The organism is Curtobacterium sp. MCSS17_015 (assembly GCF_003234265.2).
Taxonomy (GTDB): domain Bacteria; phylum Actinomycetota; class Actinomycetes; order Actinomycetales; family Microbacteriaceae; genus Curtobacterium.
In genome coordinates this window covers 2,526,516-2,545,334 of record NZ_CP126256.1, presented here as the reverse complement: position 1 = coordinate 2,545,334, position 18,819 = coordinate 2,526,516, and the positions used below count along the sequence as shown (strand labels likewise).

General features: G+C 73.1%; 13 protein-coding genes. 11 read left to right on the top strand and 2 right to left on the bottom strand.

All coding sequences use genetic code 11. The features are described from left to right. Positions 1–265: 265 nt before the first annotated feature. The 11 genes from pstC to DEJ18_RS11990 all read left to right on the top strand — a co-directional run bounded on the left by pstC (position 266) and on the right by DEJ18_RS11990 (position 17,004). A complete protein-coding gene (gene pstC, locus DEJ18_RS12040; RefSeq protein ID WP_111210663.1) occupies positions 266–1,243 on the top strand; it encodes a phosphate ABC transporter permease subunit PstC in 978 nt (325 codons plus the stop codon). 2 nt (positions 1,244–1,245) lie between these two features. Next, on the top strand, positions 1,246–2,607 hold the full coding sequence (gene pstA / locus DEJ18_RS12035; RefSeq protein ID WP_220034323.1) for a phosphate ABC transporter permease PstA: 1,362 nt from the start codon (positions 1,246–1,248) through the stop codon (positions 2,605–2,607). Further along, on the top strand, positions 2,604–4,298 hold the full coding sequence (gene pstS / locus DEJ18_RS12030; protein ID WP_258376935.1) for a phosphate ABC transporter substrate-binding protein PstS: 1,695 nt from the start codon (positions 2,604–2,606) through the stop codon (positions 4,296–4,298). Before pstA ends, pstS begins: the two co-directional genes overlap by 4 nt. After that, on the top strand, positions 4,295–6,898 hold the full coding sequence (locus tag DEJ18_RS12025; RefSeq protein WP_111210664.1) for a hypothetical protein: 2,604 nt from the start codon (positions 4,295–4,297) through the stop codon (positions 6,896–6,898). The genes pstS and DEJ18_RS12025 overlap by 4 nt, the downstream gene beginning before the upstream one ends. Positions 6,899–6,966: 68 nt before the next feature. Then, positions 6,967–9,024, top strand: coding sequence for an Ig-like domain repeat protein (locus tag DEJ18_RS12020; protein ID WP_111210665.1), 2,058 nt, complete (start codon positions 6,967–6,969; stop codon positions 9,022–9,024). Positions 9,025–9,092: 68 nt separating this feature from the next. Then, positions 9,093–10,109: a sortase gene (locus tag DEJ18_RS12015; protein ID WP_181434205.1), complete on the top strand. Its 1,017-nt coding sequence runs from the start codon at positions 9,093–9,095 to the stop codon at positions 10,107–10,109. A gap of 50 nt (positions 10,110–10,159) precedes the next feature. Continuing rightward, positions 10,160–11,026, top strand: coding sequence for a phosphate ABC transporter ATP-binding protein (locus DEJ18_RS12010; protein ID WP_258376936.1), 867 nt, complete (start codon positions 10,160–10,162; stop codon positions 11,024–11,026). 91 nt (positions 11,027–11,117) lie between these two features. Continuing rightward, on the top strand, positions 11,118–12,146 hold the full coding sequence (locus DEJ18_RS12005; RefSeq protein WP_220034324.1) for a glycosyl hydrolase family 18 protein: 1,029 nt from the start codon (positions 11,118–11,120) through the stop codon (positions 12,144–12,146). A 154-nt stretch (positions 12,147–12,300) separates the two neighbouring features. Further along, positions 12,301–13,293, top strand: a complete 993-nt coding sequence (locus DEJ18_RS12000) for an AAA family ATPase (protein ID WP_258371130.1) — start codon at positions 12,301–12,303, stop codon at positions 13,291–13,293. Then, positions 13,293–14,627, top strand: a complete 1,335-nt coding sequence (locus tag DEJ18_RS11995) for a DUF58 domain-containing protein (protein WP_111210668.1) — start codon at positions 13,293–13,295, stop codon at positions 14,625–14,627. The genes DEJ18_RS12000 and DEJ18_RS11995 overlap by 1 nt, the downstream gene beginning before the upstream one ends. Before the next feature lie 31 nt (positions 14,628–14,658). After that, a complete protein-coding gene (locus tag DEJ18_RS11990) occupies positions 14,659–17,004 on the top strand; it encodes a transglutaminase TgpA family protein (protein ID WP_111210669.1) in 2,346 nt (781 codons plus the stop codon). On the opposite strand, the gene DEJ18_RS11985 is transcribed toward DEJ18_RS11990, so the two are convergent. Then, complete coding sequence (locus tag DEJ18_RS11985) at positions 16,988–17,626, bottom strand: TetR/AcrR family transcriptional regulator (protein WP_111210670.1); 639 nt, start codon at positions 17,624–17,626, stop codon at positions 16,988–16,990. The genes DEJ18_RS11990 and DEJ18_RS11985 overlap by 17 nt on opposite strands. A gap of 252 nt (positions 17,627–17,878) precedes the next feature. Further along, positions 17,879–18,682 (bottom strand): trimeric intracellular cation channel family protein, encoded by an 804-nt coding sequence (locus tag DEJ18_RS11980; RefSeq protein ID WP_111081587.1) that lies wholly within the window; start codon positions 18,680–18,682, stop codon positions 17,879–17,881. Positions 18,683–18,819: the final 137 nt, after the last annotated feature.

Genomic DNA, 18,819 nt, shown 5'->3' with positions numbered 1-18,819 from the left:
TCAGGGCTTTCTCGCGGTGCTGGGAGCCCGCCGACCGGCGCGTACCCCGGGGGACAATTCCTGCCCCCCGATCCGGGGACTGGTGCATCTGAAATTCCCCAGAATCCGCTAGGAATCCCCTGTTGTTCATTTCCGGGTCGCGAATCGGTTGATCTCGGGAGGGCTCTGGTTCGCCGTCCGACTGCCACTGTGATGCCGCCGAGCCGGAGAGCAGCGCTCCGACGGTCCGCCCGAGTCGCTGCCCTGGAAATCCCGAAGGATCACGTTGTCCAGAGATTCGCCCCGCCTCCTCACGGTCGTGCGGGACCCGTCGGACGTCAGGTTCCGGATCGTCGCCCGCGCGGGCGGTGTCGCGGTCCTCACGATCATGTCGTTGGTCGGCCTGTTCCTGGCGTTCCGCGCCTCCGAAGCCCTCCGCGTCGCCGGCTTCAGCTTCCTGACCACCCAGGCCTGGGACCCGGACGCGCACCGGTTCGGCATCGCGGCCGTCCTCGTCGGCACGATCCTCATTGCCTGCGTCGCGATCGCGCTCGCCGTCCCGCTGTCGCTCGGTACCGCGCTCTACATCACGGAGTACGCGCCGGTCCGGGTGCGGAAGTTCGCGATCGGACTGGTCGACCTGATGGCGGCGATCCCGAGCGTCGTCTACGGCCTGTGGGGCTTCTTCTTCCTGCAGGGCCAGATCACGCCCGTGTCGCGCTGGATCTCGCAGTGGTTCGGGTGGATCCCGCTCTTCCGGGTCGACGGCATCGACCTGGACGACCCGCTGGCGACCTCGACCGTCTACACCTCGTCGACGTTCATCGCGGGGATCGTCGTCGGACTGATGATCACCCCGATCGTCACCTCGATCATGCGCGAGGTCTTCTCGCAGGCGCCGCTCGGCGAGCGGGAGGGCGCCCTCGCGCTCGGCTCCACCAAGTGGGGCATGATCCGGTCGGTCGTCCTGCCGTTCGGCCGCGGCGGCATCATCGGCGGCACGATGCTCGGCCTCGGCCGCGCGCTGGGGGAGACCATCGCGGTCTACATGATCATCTCGCCGGTGTTCGTCATCCAGCCGCACATCCTGCAGGCCGGCGCGAGTTCGGTGTCCTCGCTCATCGCCCTGCGGTATGGCGACGCCACCCCGTTCGGCATGTCCGCCCTGATGGCCGCCGGCCTGACCCTGTTCCTCATGACGCTGTGCATCAACTTCGCGGCGTCCGCGGTCGTCGCCCGCTCACGGTCCGGAGCGAGCAGCTAGTCATGACCGAGATCATCCAGGCGCCGTCGGGCGCCACGACGCCCCTGCCCACCGTCACCCGTCGGACGGCCGTGCCGACCAGCCCGCCGACCGTCTCCGGCCCGGCTGGCTCCGGAGCCGGCACCGTCCTGCCGCTGGCCGACCGGGCCTCCGGGCCGGACCGCGGACCCGAGGAGCGTCGCGTCAACGGCATGCGCATCAGCGACCTGCTCTGCCACGTCGGCGCGGCTCTCGCGTCGCTCGCCGTCACGGTCGTCGTGTTCACCGAACTGGCACCCGTGTCCGGCCCGATCGCGTTCGCGGCCGTCGCGTACGTGCTCTTCCTCGTGTTCTACGCGCTCCTGGTGGCGACGACCGAGAACGCCGCGGTCGTCCGTGACCGCGTGGTGTCGGCGGCGATCCACACGCTGGCGTTCGTCGTCGTCGCGACGCTCGTCTTCGTCGTCGGGTTCAGCGTCGTCCGGGCCACGAAGGCACTGCCACACGCGAACTTCATCACGCAGGACATGGCGCTCACCGGACCGCTCGACCCGATGACCTCGGGCGGGGTGTTGCACGCCATCGCCGGGTCCCTCATCCAGATCTCGATCGCACTCCTCATCACGGTCCCGCTCGGCATCACCACCGCGCTCTTCCTGACCGAGGTACCGGGACCGTTCGCCCGGTTCGTCCGCACGATCGTCGAGGCCATGACAGCGCTCCCGTCGATCGTCGCCGGGCTGTTCGTCTACGCCAGCGTCATCGTCGGCCTGGGCGTGGACAAGTCCGGCTTCGCGGCGTCGCTCGCGATCAGCGTGATGATGCTGCCGATCATGATCCGGTCCGCCGACGTCGTGCTCCGCCTGGTGCCCGCGACGCTCAAGGAGGCCTCGATCGGCCTCGGCGCAGGGCAGTGGCAGACCGTCTGGCGCGTCGTGCTCCCGACGTCACGGTCCGGTCTCGTCACCGCGATCATCCTGGCGACCGCCCGTGGCATCGGCGAGACCAGCCCCGTGCTGCTCACCGCCGGGTACGCACCCGACCTCAACATCGACCCGACGAACGGCCCGATGATCTCGCTGCCCCTGGCGATCTTCGAGTTCGTCAAGTCCCCGGAACCGAACATGATCGCCCGCGGCTTCGGTGCCGCAGCGGTCCTGATGACGCTCGTGCTCGTGCTGTTCGTCATCGCCCGGGTGATCGGTGCGCAGACCGTGGCGACGCGCGAACGCCGCAACGAGCGCTTCCGCGCCGCCGGCCGACTGCTCCGCCGCGGGGTCGAGGCCGCCGTGCCCGCCGCACGGTCGGCCCGTCGCTTCGTCGACCACCACGTCGACCGTCTCAACTCCCGCCTGACCGACTCCTCCCCGAAGGACCCCTCGTGATCACCCGCAGAAGACGCACGATCGGTGCGCTCCTGGCCGCCGCCGTGCTGGCCCTCACGACGCTGCCCGCCACCACCGCGACCGCGGCGGAGAACTACGTGCCCATCTCGGGCGCCGGCTCGTCGTGGAGCTCCGTCGCCATCCAGCAGTGGGCGGTGAACGTCCAGCAGTACGGCATGAAGGTCCGGTACGCCAGCACCGGGTCGTCGGACGGCCGCAACCAGTTCAAGGCCGGCACGGTCGACTTCGCGGTGTCGGAGATCCCCTACGGCATCAAGGACGGCGGGGTCACGGACGACCCGCCCACGGTCGGGTACGCCTACATGCCCGTCGTCGCCGGCGGCACCTCGTTCATGTACAACCTCAGCTCCGGCGGCAAGCAGATCACCAACCTCCGGCTGTCGGGCCCGGTGCTCGCGGGCGTGTTCACCGGGAAGATCACGAGCTGGGACGACCCGGCGATCAAGGCGGACAACCCCGGTCTCGAGCTCCCGAAGCGACCGGTCGTCCCCGTCGTGCGGTCGGACGGGTCCGGTTCCACCGCGCAGTTCACCACCTGGCTGAGCAAGAAGTACCCGTCCGAGTGGAACGCGTACTGCAAGCAGGCGGGGCGGCCGCTGCCCTGCGGTGTCACCTCGAACTACCCGACGGTCCCGGGCAAGGGGTTCATCGCCCAGCCGAACTCGCAGGGCGTGTCGGGCTACGTCGCGCAGAAGGCGAACGTCGGCACCATCACGTACGTCGAGTACTCCTACGCGTTGAAGACCGGGTACCCGGTCGCGAAGGTGCTCAACAAGGCGGGCTACTACGTCGAGCCCACCGCGTCGAACGTCGCCGTCGGGCTCCTCGGCGCGAAGATCAACCAGGACAAGCGGTCGTCGTCGTACCTCACCCAGGTGCTCGACGGCGTGTACGACAACGCCGACGCCCGCACCTACCCGCTGTCGTCGTACTCGTACATGGTCATCCCGACGACCACCGACGCGAGCCTCACGCCGGCGAAGGGCAAGACCCTCGCCGCGTTCGACTACTACTTCCTCTGCGAAGGACAGCAGCAGGCCGAGGTCCTCGGGTACTCGCCGCTGCCGATCAACCTCGTGCAGGCCGGTCTCGACCAGGTCCGCCGGATCCCGGGCGCGGTCGCGAAGAACATCGACATCCGCAAGTGCAACAACCCGACGTTCTCGGCGGACGGCACGAACACACTGGCGGCGAAGGCCCCGCAGCCGCCCGCCTGCGACAAGCTCGGCGCCGCCCAGTGCACCGTCGGGACCGGTGGCGCGAAGGCCACCGAGACGCCGACGCAGACGCGACCCGGCTCGTCCGAGGACGGAGGAGCGGCCGCCGCGTCCGGTTCCGCCGACTCCGGCAAGGGGACGACGGCGACGTCCGGCGGCTCGTCCGCCGACCAGGGCGCGTCGGGCCCCGGCGGCGAGGCGCTGTCGGGTGCCGGTGGCTCCGGAGGGTCCGGTGTGGCCGCGAACACGGTCGGCAACGGTTCCCCCGTGCAGTGCGACGCCGACAGCGGGGTCTGCCAGAACGTGGCGGCGCTGCCGGTCTCGGTCGATCCCCTGAACGGGTGGAGCCCGCGCCAGACGCTCATGCTCGTCGCCGTCGCGGCCCTGCTCGCCCTCGTGCTGCTGCCGCCGTTCATCGGCGTGCTCGTCTCCCGTCGGAGGGTCCGCAAGTGAAGAACCAGCACCTCGTCCGCCTCGGCTCCGCCGCACTGGCCTTCGGGATCGTCACGACGACCGTCGCCGGGTCCCTGCTCATGGTGACCGCACCGGCCTCGGCGACGGCACCGACCGACAGCTCCGCGATGACCCTGACGTGGAAGGACGCCCAGGCGGCGCTCGGGGGCGGCCAGGGCCCCGACGCCGGTACCCCGGACCCGGACGCCTCGCCGGACCCGGACGCCGACGCGTTCTCGGAGATGACCTTCACGGTGAGCCAGACGAAGGACCTCACCGACCAGGGGATCACCGTCAGCTGGACCGGTGCGGAGGCGACCTCGCCGAGCGAGTACGCGACGGACTACGTGCAGATCATGCAGTGCTGGGGTGACGACCCGGCCGGCCCGTCCCCGCAGCAGTGCGTGTGGGGTGCGCCGTCGGCCGCCGTCAGCGCCCGGACAGGGGTCGGTGCCGCCAAGCGCGACCTCGTCCGTGGCGACGACCCCGTGCAGGACACGACCCTCGTCGGTGAGCGTGCGGACGCGGACCTCATGCTGGAGCCGCCCGTCGAGAACCCGTTCCTCAAGGCGTACCGGATGCCGTTCCGGGCGGTCGACGGCACTCTCGCCAAGACGTCCACCGAGCTGTCCAAGCAGTTCGACGCGAACACCTCGAACGAGGTCACCGCGGGCCGCACGGCGAGTGACGGCACCGGCCAGGTCACCTTCGAGACCCAGTCCGCGCTCGAGGCACCCCAGCTCGGCTGCGGCCAGGAGGTCGTCGTCGCCGGGACGTCCACACCCCGGTCCTGCTGGCTCGTGGTGGTGCCGCGCGGCTCGCACAACCTCGACGGCAGTGCGGCCGACTCGACCGCCGCCGGCCGCGTCACCGGTTCCCCGCTGTCGGCGTCGGCCTGGCGCAACCGCGTGGTGTTCCCGCTCGGGTTCCAGTCCGTCGCGCAGTCCTGCCCGATCGGCAACGCCGAGGAACGACTCGTCGGGTCGGAGACCGCCACCGAGGCCGTCACCGCCTGGCAGCCGGCGCTGTGCGGCCTCGGCACGACGTACGGCTTCTCGCAGATCGGCGACGGCGAGGCCGCGAACCAGATCGTCTCCGACGTCGCCGGGTCCTCCCGCCTCGCCCTGGTGACCAGCCCGCTCGCCGAGACGGCCGCGGCCGGCAAGACCATCCGGTACGCGCCGGTCGCGCAGTCGGCCGTCGTCATCGCGTTCACGATCGACTACCGCCTGTACCCGGACGCACCCGCGAAGGTGCGCGACGGCCTCCAGGCCCTCGACCTGACCCTCGACGCCCGCCTCGTCGCCAAGCTGCTGACGCAGTCGTACCAGGCCGACGTGCCCGGGCGCGGCAGCGGGAACACGGTCCTGCAGGCCAACGCCGCGAGCCTCGTCACCGACCCGGAGTTCCTCGCCCTCAACCCGACGTTCGTCGGCTCGAAGAGCGACACCGCGCCGGCCGGCCTCATGGTGGCGCTCGGCAACGCCGACGCGAACGCCCGCGTCTGGTCCTGGCTGCGGTCCGACCCGGTGGCGGCCGCCTTCCTCGACGGCCGCCCCGACGAGTGGGGGATGCGGATCAACCCGGCGTACCGGTCCCTGGCGCTCGCCACCGACCCGAGCGTGGACAGCTTCCCGAAGGCCGACCTGACCATCGCGAAGGGCGGTGACCCGGACGAGACCGGGTACGGCACGCTCGACATGCGCCCGTACATGAACGACATGCACGAGGGGGCGTACCGCGCGCTCAAGGCCGACCCGAACGAGAAGGACTCCTGGAACCCGTTCGGCCAGCCGAAGGGCTACACCTCGCTCGGAGCCCAGGTGCCCGGCAGCCGGTTCGTCCTGACGATCACGGACGCGGCGTCGGCGGCCCGCTACGGCCTGCCCACCGCCAAGCTCGTCAACGGCGCCGGTGAAGCGGTCGCGCCGACGGCGGAGACGGTCGCGGCGGGCGTCGGGACGATGCGTGCGTCGACCGTCCCCGGGGTCGTGGTCGCGGACCCGGCCGACCGGACCCCCGGCGCCTACCCGCTGTCGATGCTCAGCTACGCCGCGGTGAACGTCTGTGCCGCGACGCCCGAGGAGCGCCGGGCCTACTCGGGCTTCATCGCCTACGCGGCCGGCAAGGGGCAGGTCCAGGGCGAGCGCCAGGGCGAGCTGCCCGCCGGGTACGTCCCGCTGCCCGCCGCCATGACGACCCAGTCGAAGACGGTCGCGGCCGACCTCCTCGACGCCCGGGCCGTCGCCGCCGCCTGCCCGGCGGCCTCCGCGCCGGAGCCGACCGCGCCCGAGACGGACGTCCCCACGGCCTCCGCCCCGGACGACCAGCCGGCACCGCTCGACCCGGTCGGCACCGGCACGACGTCGACCGACACGGTGGCCACCCCGGAGGTGCCCGCCGTCCAGGAGCCGTCGTCCAACGACGTCGACCAGGCCGCCGCCGACGGACCCGACCACCGCACCACGGACCAGCCCCTGGCCGCGACCCGCATGGGCCTCGCCGCCGCACTCGGGGCCGGCGTGCCGGCCCTCGGCATCGGTCCGTTCCTGATCCGCCGTGGCCGGAGGCTGGCGATGCTGGCCGCCGCCCACGTGTGACCGAGTTCCACCCCCATCGACTGCTGCCACCTGGGCGGCGTCGGAACCCACGAAAGGAACCACCAGCCATGAAGGCGAACACCTTCTGCAAGATCGGCGTCACGTTCGGGGCGACCGCCCTGATCGTCGGTGCCCTCGCCGTGCCGGCCGCCCAGGCGGACCCGGTCGGCAACTCGTTCGGCACCCTCGTCGGACTCGGTTCGGACACCACGCAGGACGTCATGAACGGCGTCGCGACGGCCGTCGGTGGCGGGCAGCTCGCGTCGTACGACGCGGCCAACGCCGGTCCGTCGGTGGTCACCCGTCCCGGGGGCAAGGCGATCCCGCGCGTGTCCGGCTCCGGTGCCGGTCGCGACGCGCTCCTCGTCGCGATCGGTGCGATCGCCAGCAAGTCCGGCGTCGCGCTCGCCGACGGCACGAGCACGACGGTCGACTCCTCGGTCGTCGGCCAGCTCGACTTCGCCCGTTCCTCGAGCGGCCCGTCCAGCACAGCGTCCGACGGCGTCGTCGCCTACGTCCCGTTCGCTCGCGACGCCGTCGACGTGGCCTACGCCCCGGGCAGCCAGCTCGCGAAGGTCCCCTTCTTCGTCGGCGACGGCACCCAGGCCAAGACCGCCCCGACGCTGTGGAACGTGTACCGCGGCGACGTCACCCACGCGTACTTCAACGCCGACGGGTCGTACAACTCGGTCGGCTCGGCCGCGACCGGCCCCGACGGCACCACGGCCGCGAAGATCAAGCCGCTCCTGCCGAAGTTCGGCTCGGGCACCCGCAGCTACTTCCTCGGCAAGCTCGGCCTCACCGACGCCTCCGGCTTCACCTCGACGAGCCCGTTCGTGTCCGACACGGTCGACGGCCAGCCGATCGAGGAGCACAACGGCCAGGCGATCCTCGACAGCACCTCCGGCTCGACGCTCGCGGTCGCGCCGTTCTCGGTCAGCCAGTGGGTCGCGCAGGCGAACGGCGTCGGCACCGTGAAGGACCGTCGCCACGGCGTGGTGCTCGCGCCGCTGAGCGTCGTCGACGGCAAGCAGGCCCCGGCCACCACGGGCAGCGGCACGTCCTACGCGACCAACCCCGCGTACGCCGGCTTCGTCCGCGACGTCTACAACATCGTGCCCTCGCGCCTGGCGGACGACCCGACGAGCGCCATCGCGAAGACCTTCGTCGGCAAGGACTCGCTCGTCTGCAAGCAGACCGCGACCATCGCGGCCTACGGCTTCCTGCCCGAGCCCGCCACCACGCCGGCGACCACGTGCGGCTACGACCAGCTGCGCTCGATCACCGCGTCGCCGAGCACCACGAAGCTCTCCGTCCCGGCGACGGCGACGGCGGGCAAGGCCGTCACCGCATCGGTCTCGGTCGACTCGTTCGGCGCGGGCGGCGGCACGGTCAAGGTCTTCAAGGGGAACGCGGTCGTCGGCACGGGCACGATCGCGCGCGGCGCCACCAGCGGCACCGCGCCGGTCACCCTGCCCGTCGGCTCGGCGTCGCTCACCGCGCAGTTCGTCCCGTCGCTCGCCGGTGTCGCCTCCAGCACCTCGGCCCCGGCGACCGTGGCGGTCGCCCCCGCCACCGCCGTGTCCCTCTCGGTGCCGAAGCTGACCGTCGGCAAGACCGCCAAGGTCACGGTCAAGGTCACCGGTGCCGGCCCGTCCGGTGGCACCGTCACCCTCAAGAACGGCAAGGAGACCCTCGGCACCGCCAAGGTCCCCGCTGCCGGCACCGCGACGATCTCGTTCGTGCCGAAGGCCGTCTCCTACAAGTTCACCACGACCTACACGGCGAGCGGGTCCGGCGCGGTCGCGACGAACACCACCGGCACCGTGAAGGCCGCCAAGGGTGCGCCCACCGTCACGGTGAGCGCGATCAAGTCGGTCAAGGCGTCGGCCAAGGCGAAGGTCGCCGTCCGGGTCACCGGCACCGGCTCGGTCCCGACCGGCACGGTCACCGTCAAGGAGGGCAGCAAGAAGCTCGCCTCCGGCACCGTCTCGAGCAAGGACGGCCGCGTGACGGTCACCCTGCCCAAGCTCAAGGCAGGCACCCACAAGCTGACCGTCTCCTACAGCGGCAGCACCACCTGGAACGGCGCGGACAAGGCCGCGACGCTCAAGGTCACCAAGTAACACCCCCTGCCCGGCCGGCCGCACGACGGCCGGCCGGGCCCCTCCCACCACCTGCGATGGACGACACGATGACCAGCACCCCCTCCCGGCAGGACCGGCCGGACCGACGACGGCCCGTCCTGCGCCGACTGACGTCCCGACGCTCCACGGTGCGCCGCCCGGTGGTCCGCCGCCCGACCAGCGGCTGGTCGCACGAGCCCGTCGGGCCTGCGGCACGCGCCCTCCCGGTGCTCGGTCAGCCCGAGCGGTGGCGCTTCGGCGGCTCCGCCGTGGTCGTGGTCGGCCTGCTCCTGGTGGGGTTCGCGCTCCAGTTCATCGCGGTCTCGCAGGTCTCGTACGTGCGTGACCAGCAGCTCGCGCTCGATGCGTACCGGTTCCAGCTCGCCAACGCGACCGCACCCGTGGGACAGACCGGACCGGACGGCCGCCTCGTCGCCGACGGCACCCCGGTCGCGATCCTCCGCGTGCCCGCGATCGGCCTGCGGTCCGTGGTCCTGCAGGGCACCACGTCGGACGTCACCCGCTCCGGACCCGGTCACCGACGGGACACCCCGCTCCCCGGGCAGGCCGGGGCGAGCGTGGTGTACGGACGACAGACGGCCTACGGCGGCCCCTTCGGGAAGATCGCCGAGCTCCGCCGGGGCGACACCCTCACCGCCACCACCGGCCAGGGCACCGCACGGTACCGCGTGACCGACGTCCGACGGACCGGTGACCCGGTACCCGCACCGATGGCGGTCGGCGACGGCCGGCTCACCCTCGTCTCCGGTGCAAGCCTGCCGTTCCTGCCGGACACCGTGGTCCGTGTCGACGCGGAACTGGTCTCCGACCCGGTGCCGACGCCCACCCCGGCCTTCGGCTACTCCAGCCTCGAGCCGCGCGAGCTCACGATGGCCGGCGACGGGACGGTCTGGCCGTTCGTGGTGCTCGGGCTCGTCGTGCTGGCCGCGATGGTCGCGCTCTTCACCGTCGGCATGCGTCTGTGGGGCCGCCGGCAGACGGTCGTCGTGGCCGTCCCGGTGGTGCTCGCGGTCGGGTTGTTCGCGGCGTCCCAGCTCACGCTCCTGCTCCCCAACCTGATGTGACCGGCCGACCTCCCGCGACCGCACGCCCACCGATGACCGGAAAGGCCCCCATGACCGACACCGCCACCATGGTCGACGAGTTCGACAGCTGGTTCACACCCGACGCCGCAGCCGCCCCCACCGAGCTGATCCCGACCGCCACCCCGGCGACCCTCGACGCCCGGGAGGTGTCCGCCTGGTTCGGTGACCACAAGGTGCTCGACCGCGTCTCGCTGACGATGCCCGCCGGCCAGGTCACCGCGCTCATCGGCCCCTCGGGCTGCGGTAAGAGCACCTTCCTCCGCACCCTGAACCGGATGCACGAACTCGTCCCGAGCGCGTCGCTGGCCGGCGAGGTCCTGCTCGACGACGTCGACATCTACGACGCCTCGCGTCGGATCACCGAGGCCCGCCGCCAGATCGGCATGGTGTTCCAGAAGCCGAACCCCTTCCCCGCCATGAGCATCGCGGACAACGTCCTCGCCGGCCTCGCGCTCACGGGGGTCAAGCTCGACAAGAGCGGGAAGGCCGACCTGGTCGAGGAGACCCTCACGAAGGCCGGGCTCTGGAACGAGGTCAAGGACCGCCTCCGACAGGCCGGTGGCGGGCTCTCCGGCGGCCAGCAGCAGCGCCTCTGCATCGCCCGGTCGCTGGCGGTCCGGCCGCGCGTGCTCCTCATGGACGAGCCGTGCTCCGCGCTCGACCCCACGTCGACGCGTCGCATCGAGCAGACCATCACCGAGCTCGCACAGGACGTCACCGTCGTGATCGTCACCCACAACATGCAGCAGGCACAGCGCGTCTCCGACCGGTGCGCCTTCTTCCTGGCCGAGGCCGGCACCCCCGGCGCGATCGTGGAGCACGGCCCGACCGAGGCGATGTTCGGCACCCCGCGCGACCCGCGGACCGCCGACTACGTCAACGGCCGCTTCGGGTAGTCGAGCGGCACCGCCACGGCGACGTCGGTCGACGGACGGCGACGACCGGGAGGCCCGTCCTGCCCGACCGGTCCGTTACGGTGAGCGGGTGATGCGGCGGGTGACGACGGCAGCGACGACCGTGGCGGTCGCCGCCCTCCTGCTGTCCGGCTGCAGCGCCGGCGGCCCTGCGGACCGCAGCGCCGTCGGCGGTGGGGACGGCAGCGCCGTCGAGGGGTACGTCGAGCCCGGTCGCGGAGCGGCCGAGCGGGTGCGGACCGCCGTCGACCGCGGCGCCACGGTGATCGGCGTCGACGGCGCGGCGCTGTCGGACGACGGGACGCACCTGCTCGAGACGCCCGACGGACTCGGCGACCTCGTGGGCGTCGCTGCGGACGCCGGGGCCACGACCGAGGTGCTCTTCAGCAACTACTCGTCGGCGGTCGGGGACTTCTCGCCCGAGGGGGCCACGGCACTGCTGTCGTCGGTGGCGAACCGCGAGCGCGTCGTCGGGCAGCTCGTCGACCTCGCCGCGGAACTCGGGACGGACGGCGTGCAGATCGACCTCGAGTCGATGCGCGACCAGGACCGCGACGGCCTCGTCGCCTTCGCGCGGGAACTGCGCGCGGCCGTGCACGACCGGCTCGGCGACCGCGCCGAGGTGTCGATCGCGATGATGTCGTCGACGGACCCGGCGGAGTACCGGGACCGGGGCTACGACCTCGACCGGCTCGCCGAGCACCTCGACCGCGTCGTGCTCATGACCTACGACCAGCACGGGCCGTGGGGAGGCCCCGGCACGATCGGCGCGCTGTCCTGGGCGCAGGAAGCGGTGCGGACCGCGGTCGACGGCGGGGTCCCGGCCGAGCGGATCGACGTCGGCGTCGCGGGGTACGGGTACGCATGGGGTGCCGGTTCGGACGCCGCACCGATCCCCGCGGCGGCGGCTGCACGTCTGGCCGGTGACGGCGCGGAGTGGTCGGACCGGACGGGGGAGTGGTCGGCGACGCTCGACGACGGCCGCGCACTGCACTGGTCCGACGCCCGCTCCTACGAGGTCCGGCGGGACCTCGCACGGGAACTCGGCGTGCACGGCGTCGCCCTCTGGTCGCTCAACCTGTCGCCCCTGCCCGCTGACTGACGCCGGCCGCGGAGCGTGGATGCGCACCGGTACCGCGTCGCCCGACCGATCGGGTCTCCCGTCCGCACCGCGCGTTCGGTGACGCATCCTCCGGTCGCTGTCACCGCGTCGATGTAGCATCGCCGCACATCGACCCAGCGGCGAGGAGACCTGCGTGCCGGAGCTGACCCACCAGACCGTCCCGATCGACCGGATCCAGGACGCCGGGGCGGCCATCGTCTCGTCGGTCGCGACCGTGGTGGACGGCAAGCCCGAGGCGATCCGCACGGCGCTGACCGTCATGCTCGCCGAGGGCCACCTGCTCGTCGAGGACGTCCCCGGCGTCGGCAAGACGGTCCTCGCGAAGGCGCTCGGCGCCTCGGTCGGGGGCTCGGTGAACCGCATCCAGTTCACCTCCGACATGCTCCCGTCGGACGTGACCGGGGTGAACATCTACGACCAGTCGTCCGGCACCTTCCGGTTCTCACCCGGTCCGGTCTTCGCGAACGTCGTGATCGGCGACGAGATCAACCGCACCAGCCCGAAGACCCAGTCGGCGCTCCTCGAGGCGATGGCCGAGTCGCAGGTCACCGTCGACGGCGTCACCCGACCGCTCGAGTCCCCGTTCATGATCGTCGCGACGCAGAACCCGGTGGACATGGAGGGCACGTACCCGCTGCCGGAGGCCCAGCGCGACCGGTTCATGGCGCGCATCGCGATGGGCTACCCGAGCCCCGAGGCGGAACGGCGGATGCTGTCCGCCCGCGGTCGACACGACCCGCTGAGCGACCTCCGCCCGGTCGTCGACGTGGACACCCTGCGCTCGATGATCGCCGCCGTCCGCACGGTGCACATCGCAGCCGACGTCGAGGCGTACATCGTCGAGATCGTCCGCGTCACCCGGACGCACCCCGACCTGCTCCTCGGCGCCAGCCCCCGTGCCACCCTGCACCTGGCGCAGGCCGCACGCGCGTACGCGGCCCTCGCCGGTCGCCCGTTCGTCACGCCCGACGACGTCGCCGCCCTCGCGCCGATCGTCCTCGCGCACCGGCTCGTCCCGGTCGCCCGCGGCCTCGGCGGCTCGGCGGAGGACACCGCCCGTGAGATCGTGGTCCGGATCGTCGCCGACACCGCGGTGCCCTTCACCGCCACGCCCGTCCGGTCCTGATGGCGGACCAGCGGCCCGACGCCGGGCGGCTCGCGCGACGCACCGGCGCCGCACGGTCCGCGGTGTCCCGCTACGGCCGGCGGGGTCTCGGGATGCTGCGACGGACGCCCTTCCCACGCCCGACGCCCCGCGGCTGGACGGTCCTCGTGGCCGGGATCGGCCTCGTCGCTGCCGGCCTCGTCACGTCGATGAGCGTCGCCGTGACCGCCGGTCTGCTGCTCGTCGTCCTCGTCGTGCTCGGCGTCGTCACCGCACTGGCCGTGGCGGCGCCGCTCCGGGCCTCCCGGTCCGCGCCGCGCGCCGTCGTGCAGGTCGGCGAGGTCTACCGCGAACGGGTGACCCTGCGCGGCTCCGCCATGCGGTTCGCGCCGCGGTCGACGCTGCTCGTCCGGGAGCAGCTCGACGACCTGTTCGTCAGCACCGCCGAGCCGACGTCGCTGCTGGCGGTCGGACCGGCGTCGCCGCCGGCCGTGCTCGACGTCGAGGCGCTCGCGATCTCCCGCGGGCGCGGCCTCGTCGGCCCGGTGACGGTCCGGGTCGAGGACCCGTTCGGGCTGCTCCGCATCGACCGGCCGGTCGTGTCCGCCGAGGAGGTCGTCGTCGTCCCCGGGTCCGTCCCGCTCGCCGCGCTCGACACCGGTGCGCTCGCCGGGGCCGTCTCCGCCGACGAGGGCCGGGTCGGGCAGGGCGGCTCCGCCGACGACAGCGAACTGCGTCCGTACCGACCCGGCGACCCGATCCGCCGCGTGCACTGGGGGCAGAGCGCGAAGCGTGGCGGTCTGCACGTCCGCCAGACCACCCAGGCGCAGCCGCCGGAGGCCGTCGTCGCGCTCGACGTCCGGCGCGAGGCGTACCAGCAGCTCGGCCGCGACGACCTGGCGGAGCTGTCCGACCTCGGCGGCGACCAGGCCTTCGAGCACGCCGTCGTGGTGGCCGCCAGCGTCGCCAGGGCGCTGTCCGCGCGGACCTCACGTGTCGCCCTGGTGACGGACGAGCCGGGCGGCGACGTGCGTCACAGCGGCGACGCCGGCGGCCTGTCCGAGGTCCTCGTCGGGCTCGCGGACGTGCACGTGCGCAGCGGAGCCCGCGACGTGACCGACGTGCTGCACGGCGTGCGCGGGCGGGACGTGCACGGCATGACGGCCGTCGTCACCGGTCGCTGCACCCCCGAGCAGGCCGCGGAACTCGTCTCCGCCACGAACGGGTCCAGCCGGGGCGTGCTCGTCACGGTCGTCCCGCCGGACCCGGCCGTGCGCGGCGTCCTCGACCGAGCCGGGTGGCGCGTCCTCGTCGTCCCCGTGCCGGGCAGCTCGACGGTGGGGCACGCCCGGTGACCGCCGTCACGACCGCGGACGGACGCCGCCGATGACCGCCACCACCCCGAGTCGACCACGACCGCGGGTCGACGTCCGACAGGTCCTCGACCGGGACGACCGCCGGCACGACGGCCCGGACGCCCGGGTCGTCGCCCTGGCCCCCGTGCCCGTGCTCATCGCGGCCCTCGCGATGCGCCCACTGCTGCAGGGCATCTCGTGGTGGGTGTCCGGCGGCGTCGTCGTGGCTGTGCTCGTCGCCGTCGTGCTGGCCGTCCGCTCCCGCCCCCGCGGTGTCCGGTTCGCCGCCCTCGTCGGCGCGCTCGTCCTCGGCTCGTGCGCGGTCGCGCTCCTCAACGACTCGGCACCGCTCGGGTGGCTCGACCGGGACGGTGCGCTCGGGCAGACGCTGGCGGCGATCCGGCTCAACCCCGCGCCGTTGCCGCAGACCGACGCGATCCGCCTGGTCGTGACCGTGGCGATCGCCTGGGTCGCGGGGGCGTCGCTGTTCCTCGCTGCGATCGCCCCGACGGCGGCGCTCGCGGCCGTGCCCGCGCTCGTGATCCTGCTCGTGCCGGGCATCATCACCGGTGAGGCGCCGGCGGCGTGGCTCGTGGTCCTCACCGCGGTGGCCTTCCTCGCGCTGCTCTGGACCTCGGTCCGCCCGGTGCAGCGGGTGCTGCCTGCCGCCGTGGTGGGCGTGATGGGACTCGTCGTCGCGGTCGGGTTGCCGGCACTCGTCCCCCTCGACTCCGGGTGGCTCTCCGGCGTCACGGGGTCGGTGCGGTCCCCGATCCAGCCGGGCCGTCCGGGCACGCTGCTCGAACTCGGGCAGGACCTCCGCCGGCCGAGCGAGCTCGAGGTGTTCCGGTACCGCTCGGCCGACGGGCGGCCGCAGTACCTCAAGCTCGCGGACCTGGACGAGTTCGGCTCGGGGGACTGGGTCCCGACGGTGACCGACGCGAGCACCGCCGACACGGCCGACCAGTCGCGGTGGGCGGTCGGCGTGAACCCGCGCCTGGCGGGTCGCGCCGACGTGACGGTGCAGATCACCGGTCTGTCGAGCAACTACCTGCCGCTGCCGGCCGGCGCGATGTCGATCGAGTCGAAGTCGACGAACCTCGACCTCGGGCAGTGGCGCTGGTCCGGGGACACGAACACCGTGCGGTCCACGGGCCCGGCGACCGCTCGGGGTGCGACGTACGAGGCGTACGGCGCCTCGGTCTCGGCGAACGCCTACCTCGATGCGGTGGCCGCCTCCGGCCGGCTCGCCCAGGCGGACGGGCGCGGTTTCCGGACCCCGTCGGCGGAGCAGCTCCGGATCGACACCGCGTTGCCGGACGACCTGCCCGCCGTCATCGGCGACACCGCCGCCCGCGTCGAGGGCGGCACGGCGTCCGACTACGAGCGGGCGCGCGCCCTCGAGTCCTGGTTCCGCAGCGGCCTGTTCACCTACTCCGAGACGGCACCCGTCGAGCGGGGCTACGACGGTGACAGCATGGACGTCGTCGCGACCTTCCTGCGCGAGCGCTCGGGCTACTGCGTGCACTTCGCCTCCGCCATGGCCGTGATGGCCCGTACCCTCGGCATCCCGTCCCGCGTCGCCGTGGGCTACCGCGCCGGTGCGGCACGGGAGGACGGCCAGTACACGGTGTCGAACCGGCAGCTGCACTCGTGGCCGGAGCTGTACATCCGCGGCGCGGGTTGGGTGTCGTTCGAGCCGACACCGGAGTCCGACGGCGCAGCACAGGCGGACTCGACCCCGACCTCGACCCCCTCGGCGGTGCCCTCCGAGACGCCCCTGCCCGCTCCGGGTGAGACGACCGCTCCCACGGCGTCGCCGAGCGCCGAGCCGAGCGCGTCCGCGGGTGCGGACGCGGCCGGCGGGACGGGCGGTGGGGGCGCCTCCACGGCCTGGGGCGGGCTCGTCGGGGTGCTCCTCGCGCTGGTGCTCCTCGTCACCCCCGGCGTGCTGCGGGCGTTCCGTCGGCACCGACGCACCGCCGCGGTGGCGGCCGGTCGCGACCCGGCGGTGACGGCCTGGCGGGAACTCCTCGACGACCTCGCCGACCACGGGTTCCCCCCGGCCGCGGCACCACCCGGTGACGCCGCGGCCGCCGCCCGGACGGCGCGCGCGGTGCTCGGACGGCTCCGCACGACGGTGCCGCCGTCCGTGCTGCCGCACCTGCAGACCGTCGTCGACGCGGTCGACCGCGAGCGCTACGCGGCGGGCGGCGCAGTCGACCCGCAAACGCTCCTGACGGCGCTCCGGGAGGCCCGTTCCGCGTCCGACGCGTCGGTCTCCCGCCGGCGGCTGGTGCGTGCACGACTGCTCCCGCCGAGCCTGCTGCCGTCGTCGGCGTGGTCACACGGACGGCCGGTCACCTCGGCCGGATGACCGCCTCGACCATGGCGGCGACGGCGTCGCCCGGGTCCACGCCGTCGAGCGCGGGCGCGTCGAAGACGATCCCGGAGTTCGCCGCGACGAGCAGCGCCGCGAAGGTGTCGAGCGGCATGCCGGGCTCGACGTCCGGGTGCGCGGCGAACCACCGATGCACGAGTTCGCGGACGCCGTCGTGCAGGTGCCGGCGCTGCCGGACGAACTCGGGCATGAACTCGGGGTGCCGGATCGCGTAGCCCCGCAGCTCGGACAGCAGGGCGAACTGGGCGCTCTGGTCGTGCCGACCGAACGCCGCACGGACGGCGTCGCCGACGTCCACGGCCTCGATGTCGACCCGGACGAGTTCCTGCAGCGACCGGAGCACGAGGTTCGTGGCCCGCTGCATGACGTGGGCGACGAGGTCCTCCTTCGACGAGAAGTTGGAGTAGACGGCGCCCTTGCTGAAGCCGGCGGCGGCGGCGACGTCGTCGAGCCGGGCCTCGTGCACGCCCTGCTCGGCGAACACGCGGGCGCCGGCGGTGAGCAGGCGCTCGCGGACCTCGGAGCGGGGTGTGCGCGGGACCGAGGTCGCTCGGTCGGAGCGTGGTCCGGGTGTTCCCGGAGCGGTTGCGTCGGCCATCGGATCCTGTTCCGGGACTCTGCTGGTGCGGGGCGGTCGGCGCTGCCGGTGGTGGTGGCGGTGCGCCTGCGGGCCGGGGAGCCGCGCCGTGCGCCTGACCTCGCGCGGTGCGGTGGCCCCTCGTGCCCGCACGTCACGGGCGAGACCGCCGTCTTCGGGTCACGTCGGTCCGACGTCCGTGAGGGTGCGGCCGGGTCGATACCCGGCGGTCTCGAGTGTACGACGGGTCGGTCGCCGATCCCAGCGGCGGTGTCAGCCCTGGTCGGGGTCCGCGGGATGTGGCGTCTCCGGGTCGGTGTGCACGCTGCCCGCTCCGGCACGGCGACCCGGGCGGCGGAGCAGCCGGACGGCCTCGGGGCGGACGAGTCTGCGGCCCCGACCGCGCCCGCGGCGCAGCAGGGACGCGAGCTGTGACTGCGGCTGCCAGTTGCGGCCGTTCGGCAGACCCCAGCCGCGTCGGACCGCCCCCCAGCGCAGCACGAGCGAGAGCAGGATCGCGACGAGGATCCCGATCGAGGGCGAGCCGAGGTACGACGCGATCACCATCACGGCCGAGGCGGCGACCGCGACGGTGGCGTAGAGCGCGTTCCCGCCGAACACGGCCGGCACCCGGCGGAGCAGCATGTCGCGCATGGCCCCGCCGCCGACCGCGGTCACGGTGCCCATGATGATCGCGGCGGGCCACTCGAGCCCGGCGTCGAAGGTGCGCTGCACGCCGACGACCGCCCAGAACCCGATGACGGCGGCGTCGAGCACGGTGAACAGGCGGTCCCAGGTGCGTTCGGAGAACGACACGAAGAACGCCACGAGCGCGCCGGCGACGGCGACCGGCAGGTACAGCGGGTCGGTCAGGGCGACGGGCGGTCCGTTCTGCAGCAGCACGTCGCGGAGCAGACCGCCCCCGAGTCCCGACACGAACCCGACGACGAGGAACCCGAACAGGTCGAAGTCCATGGTCCGCGCGATCGACCCGCCGAGCAGGGCGGACGCGAAGACCCCGGCGAGGTCGAGCACGTTCGTCACGGCCGCCAGCCCGTCGACGGTCAGCAGGTTCATGGAGACCATCCAACCGCACCTCGAGGGCACCGGATGTGGGAGGGGGTGTCCTCCGCCGTTTCCCTGGAGGCGGAGGACACCCGCACCGCGGGGTCTCGACGGGCGGAACCACCGTCCGGTGACCCGGCGCGATGCAT

Coding starts and splice junctions, on each gene's coding strand:
- DEJ18_RS11995 (WP_111210668.1), top strand. CDS start 13,293: ATGGCGGACCAGCGGCCCGACGCCGGGCGGCTCGCGCGACGCACCGGC.
- DEJ18_RS12010 (WP_258376936.1), top strand. CDS start 10,160: ATGACCGACACCGCCACCATGGTCGACGAGTTCGACAGCTGGTTCACA.
- DEJ18_RS12015 (WP_181434205.1), top strand. CDS start 9,093: ATGACCAGCACCCCCTCCCGGCAGGACCGGCCGGACCGACGACGGCCC.
- DEJ18_RS11990 (WP_111210669.1), top strand. CDS start 14,659: ATGACCGCCACCACCCCGAGTCGACCACGACCGCGGGTCGACGTCCGA.
- DEJ18_RS12020 (WP_111210665.1), top strand. CDS start 6,967: ATGAAGGCGAACACCTTCTGCAAGATCGGCGTCACGTTCGGGGCGACC.
- pstA (WP_220034323.1), top strand. CDS start 1,246: ATGACCGAGATCATCCAGGCGCCGTCGGGCGCCACGACGCCCCTGCCC.
- DEJ18_RS11985 (WP_111210670.1), bottom strand. CDS start 17,626: ATGGCCGACGCAACCGCTCCGGGAACACCCGGACCACGCTCCGACCGA.
- DEJ18_RS11980 (WP_111081587.1), bottom strand. CDS start 18,682: ATGAACCTGCTGACCGTCGACGGGCTGGCGGCCGTGACGAACGTGCTC.
- DEJ18_RS12005 (WP_220034324.1), top strand. CDS start 11,118: ATGCGGCGGGTGACGACGGCAGCGACGACCGTGGCGGTCGCCGCCCTC.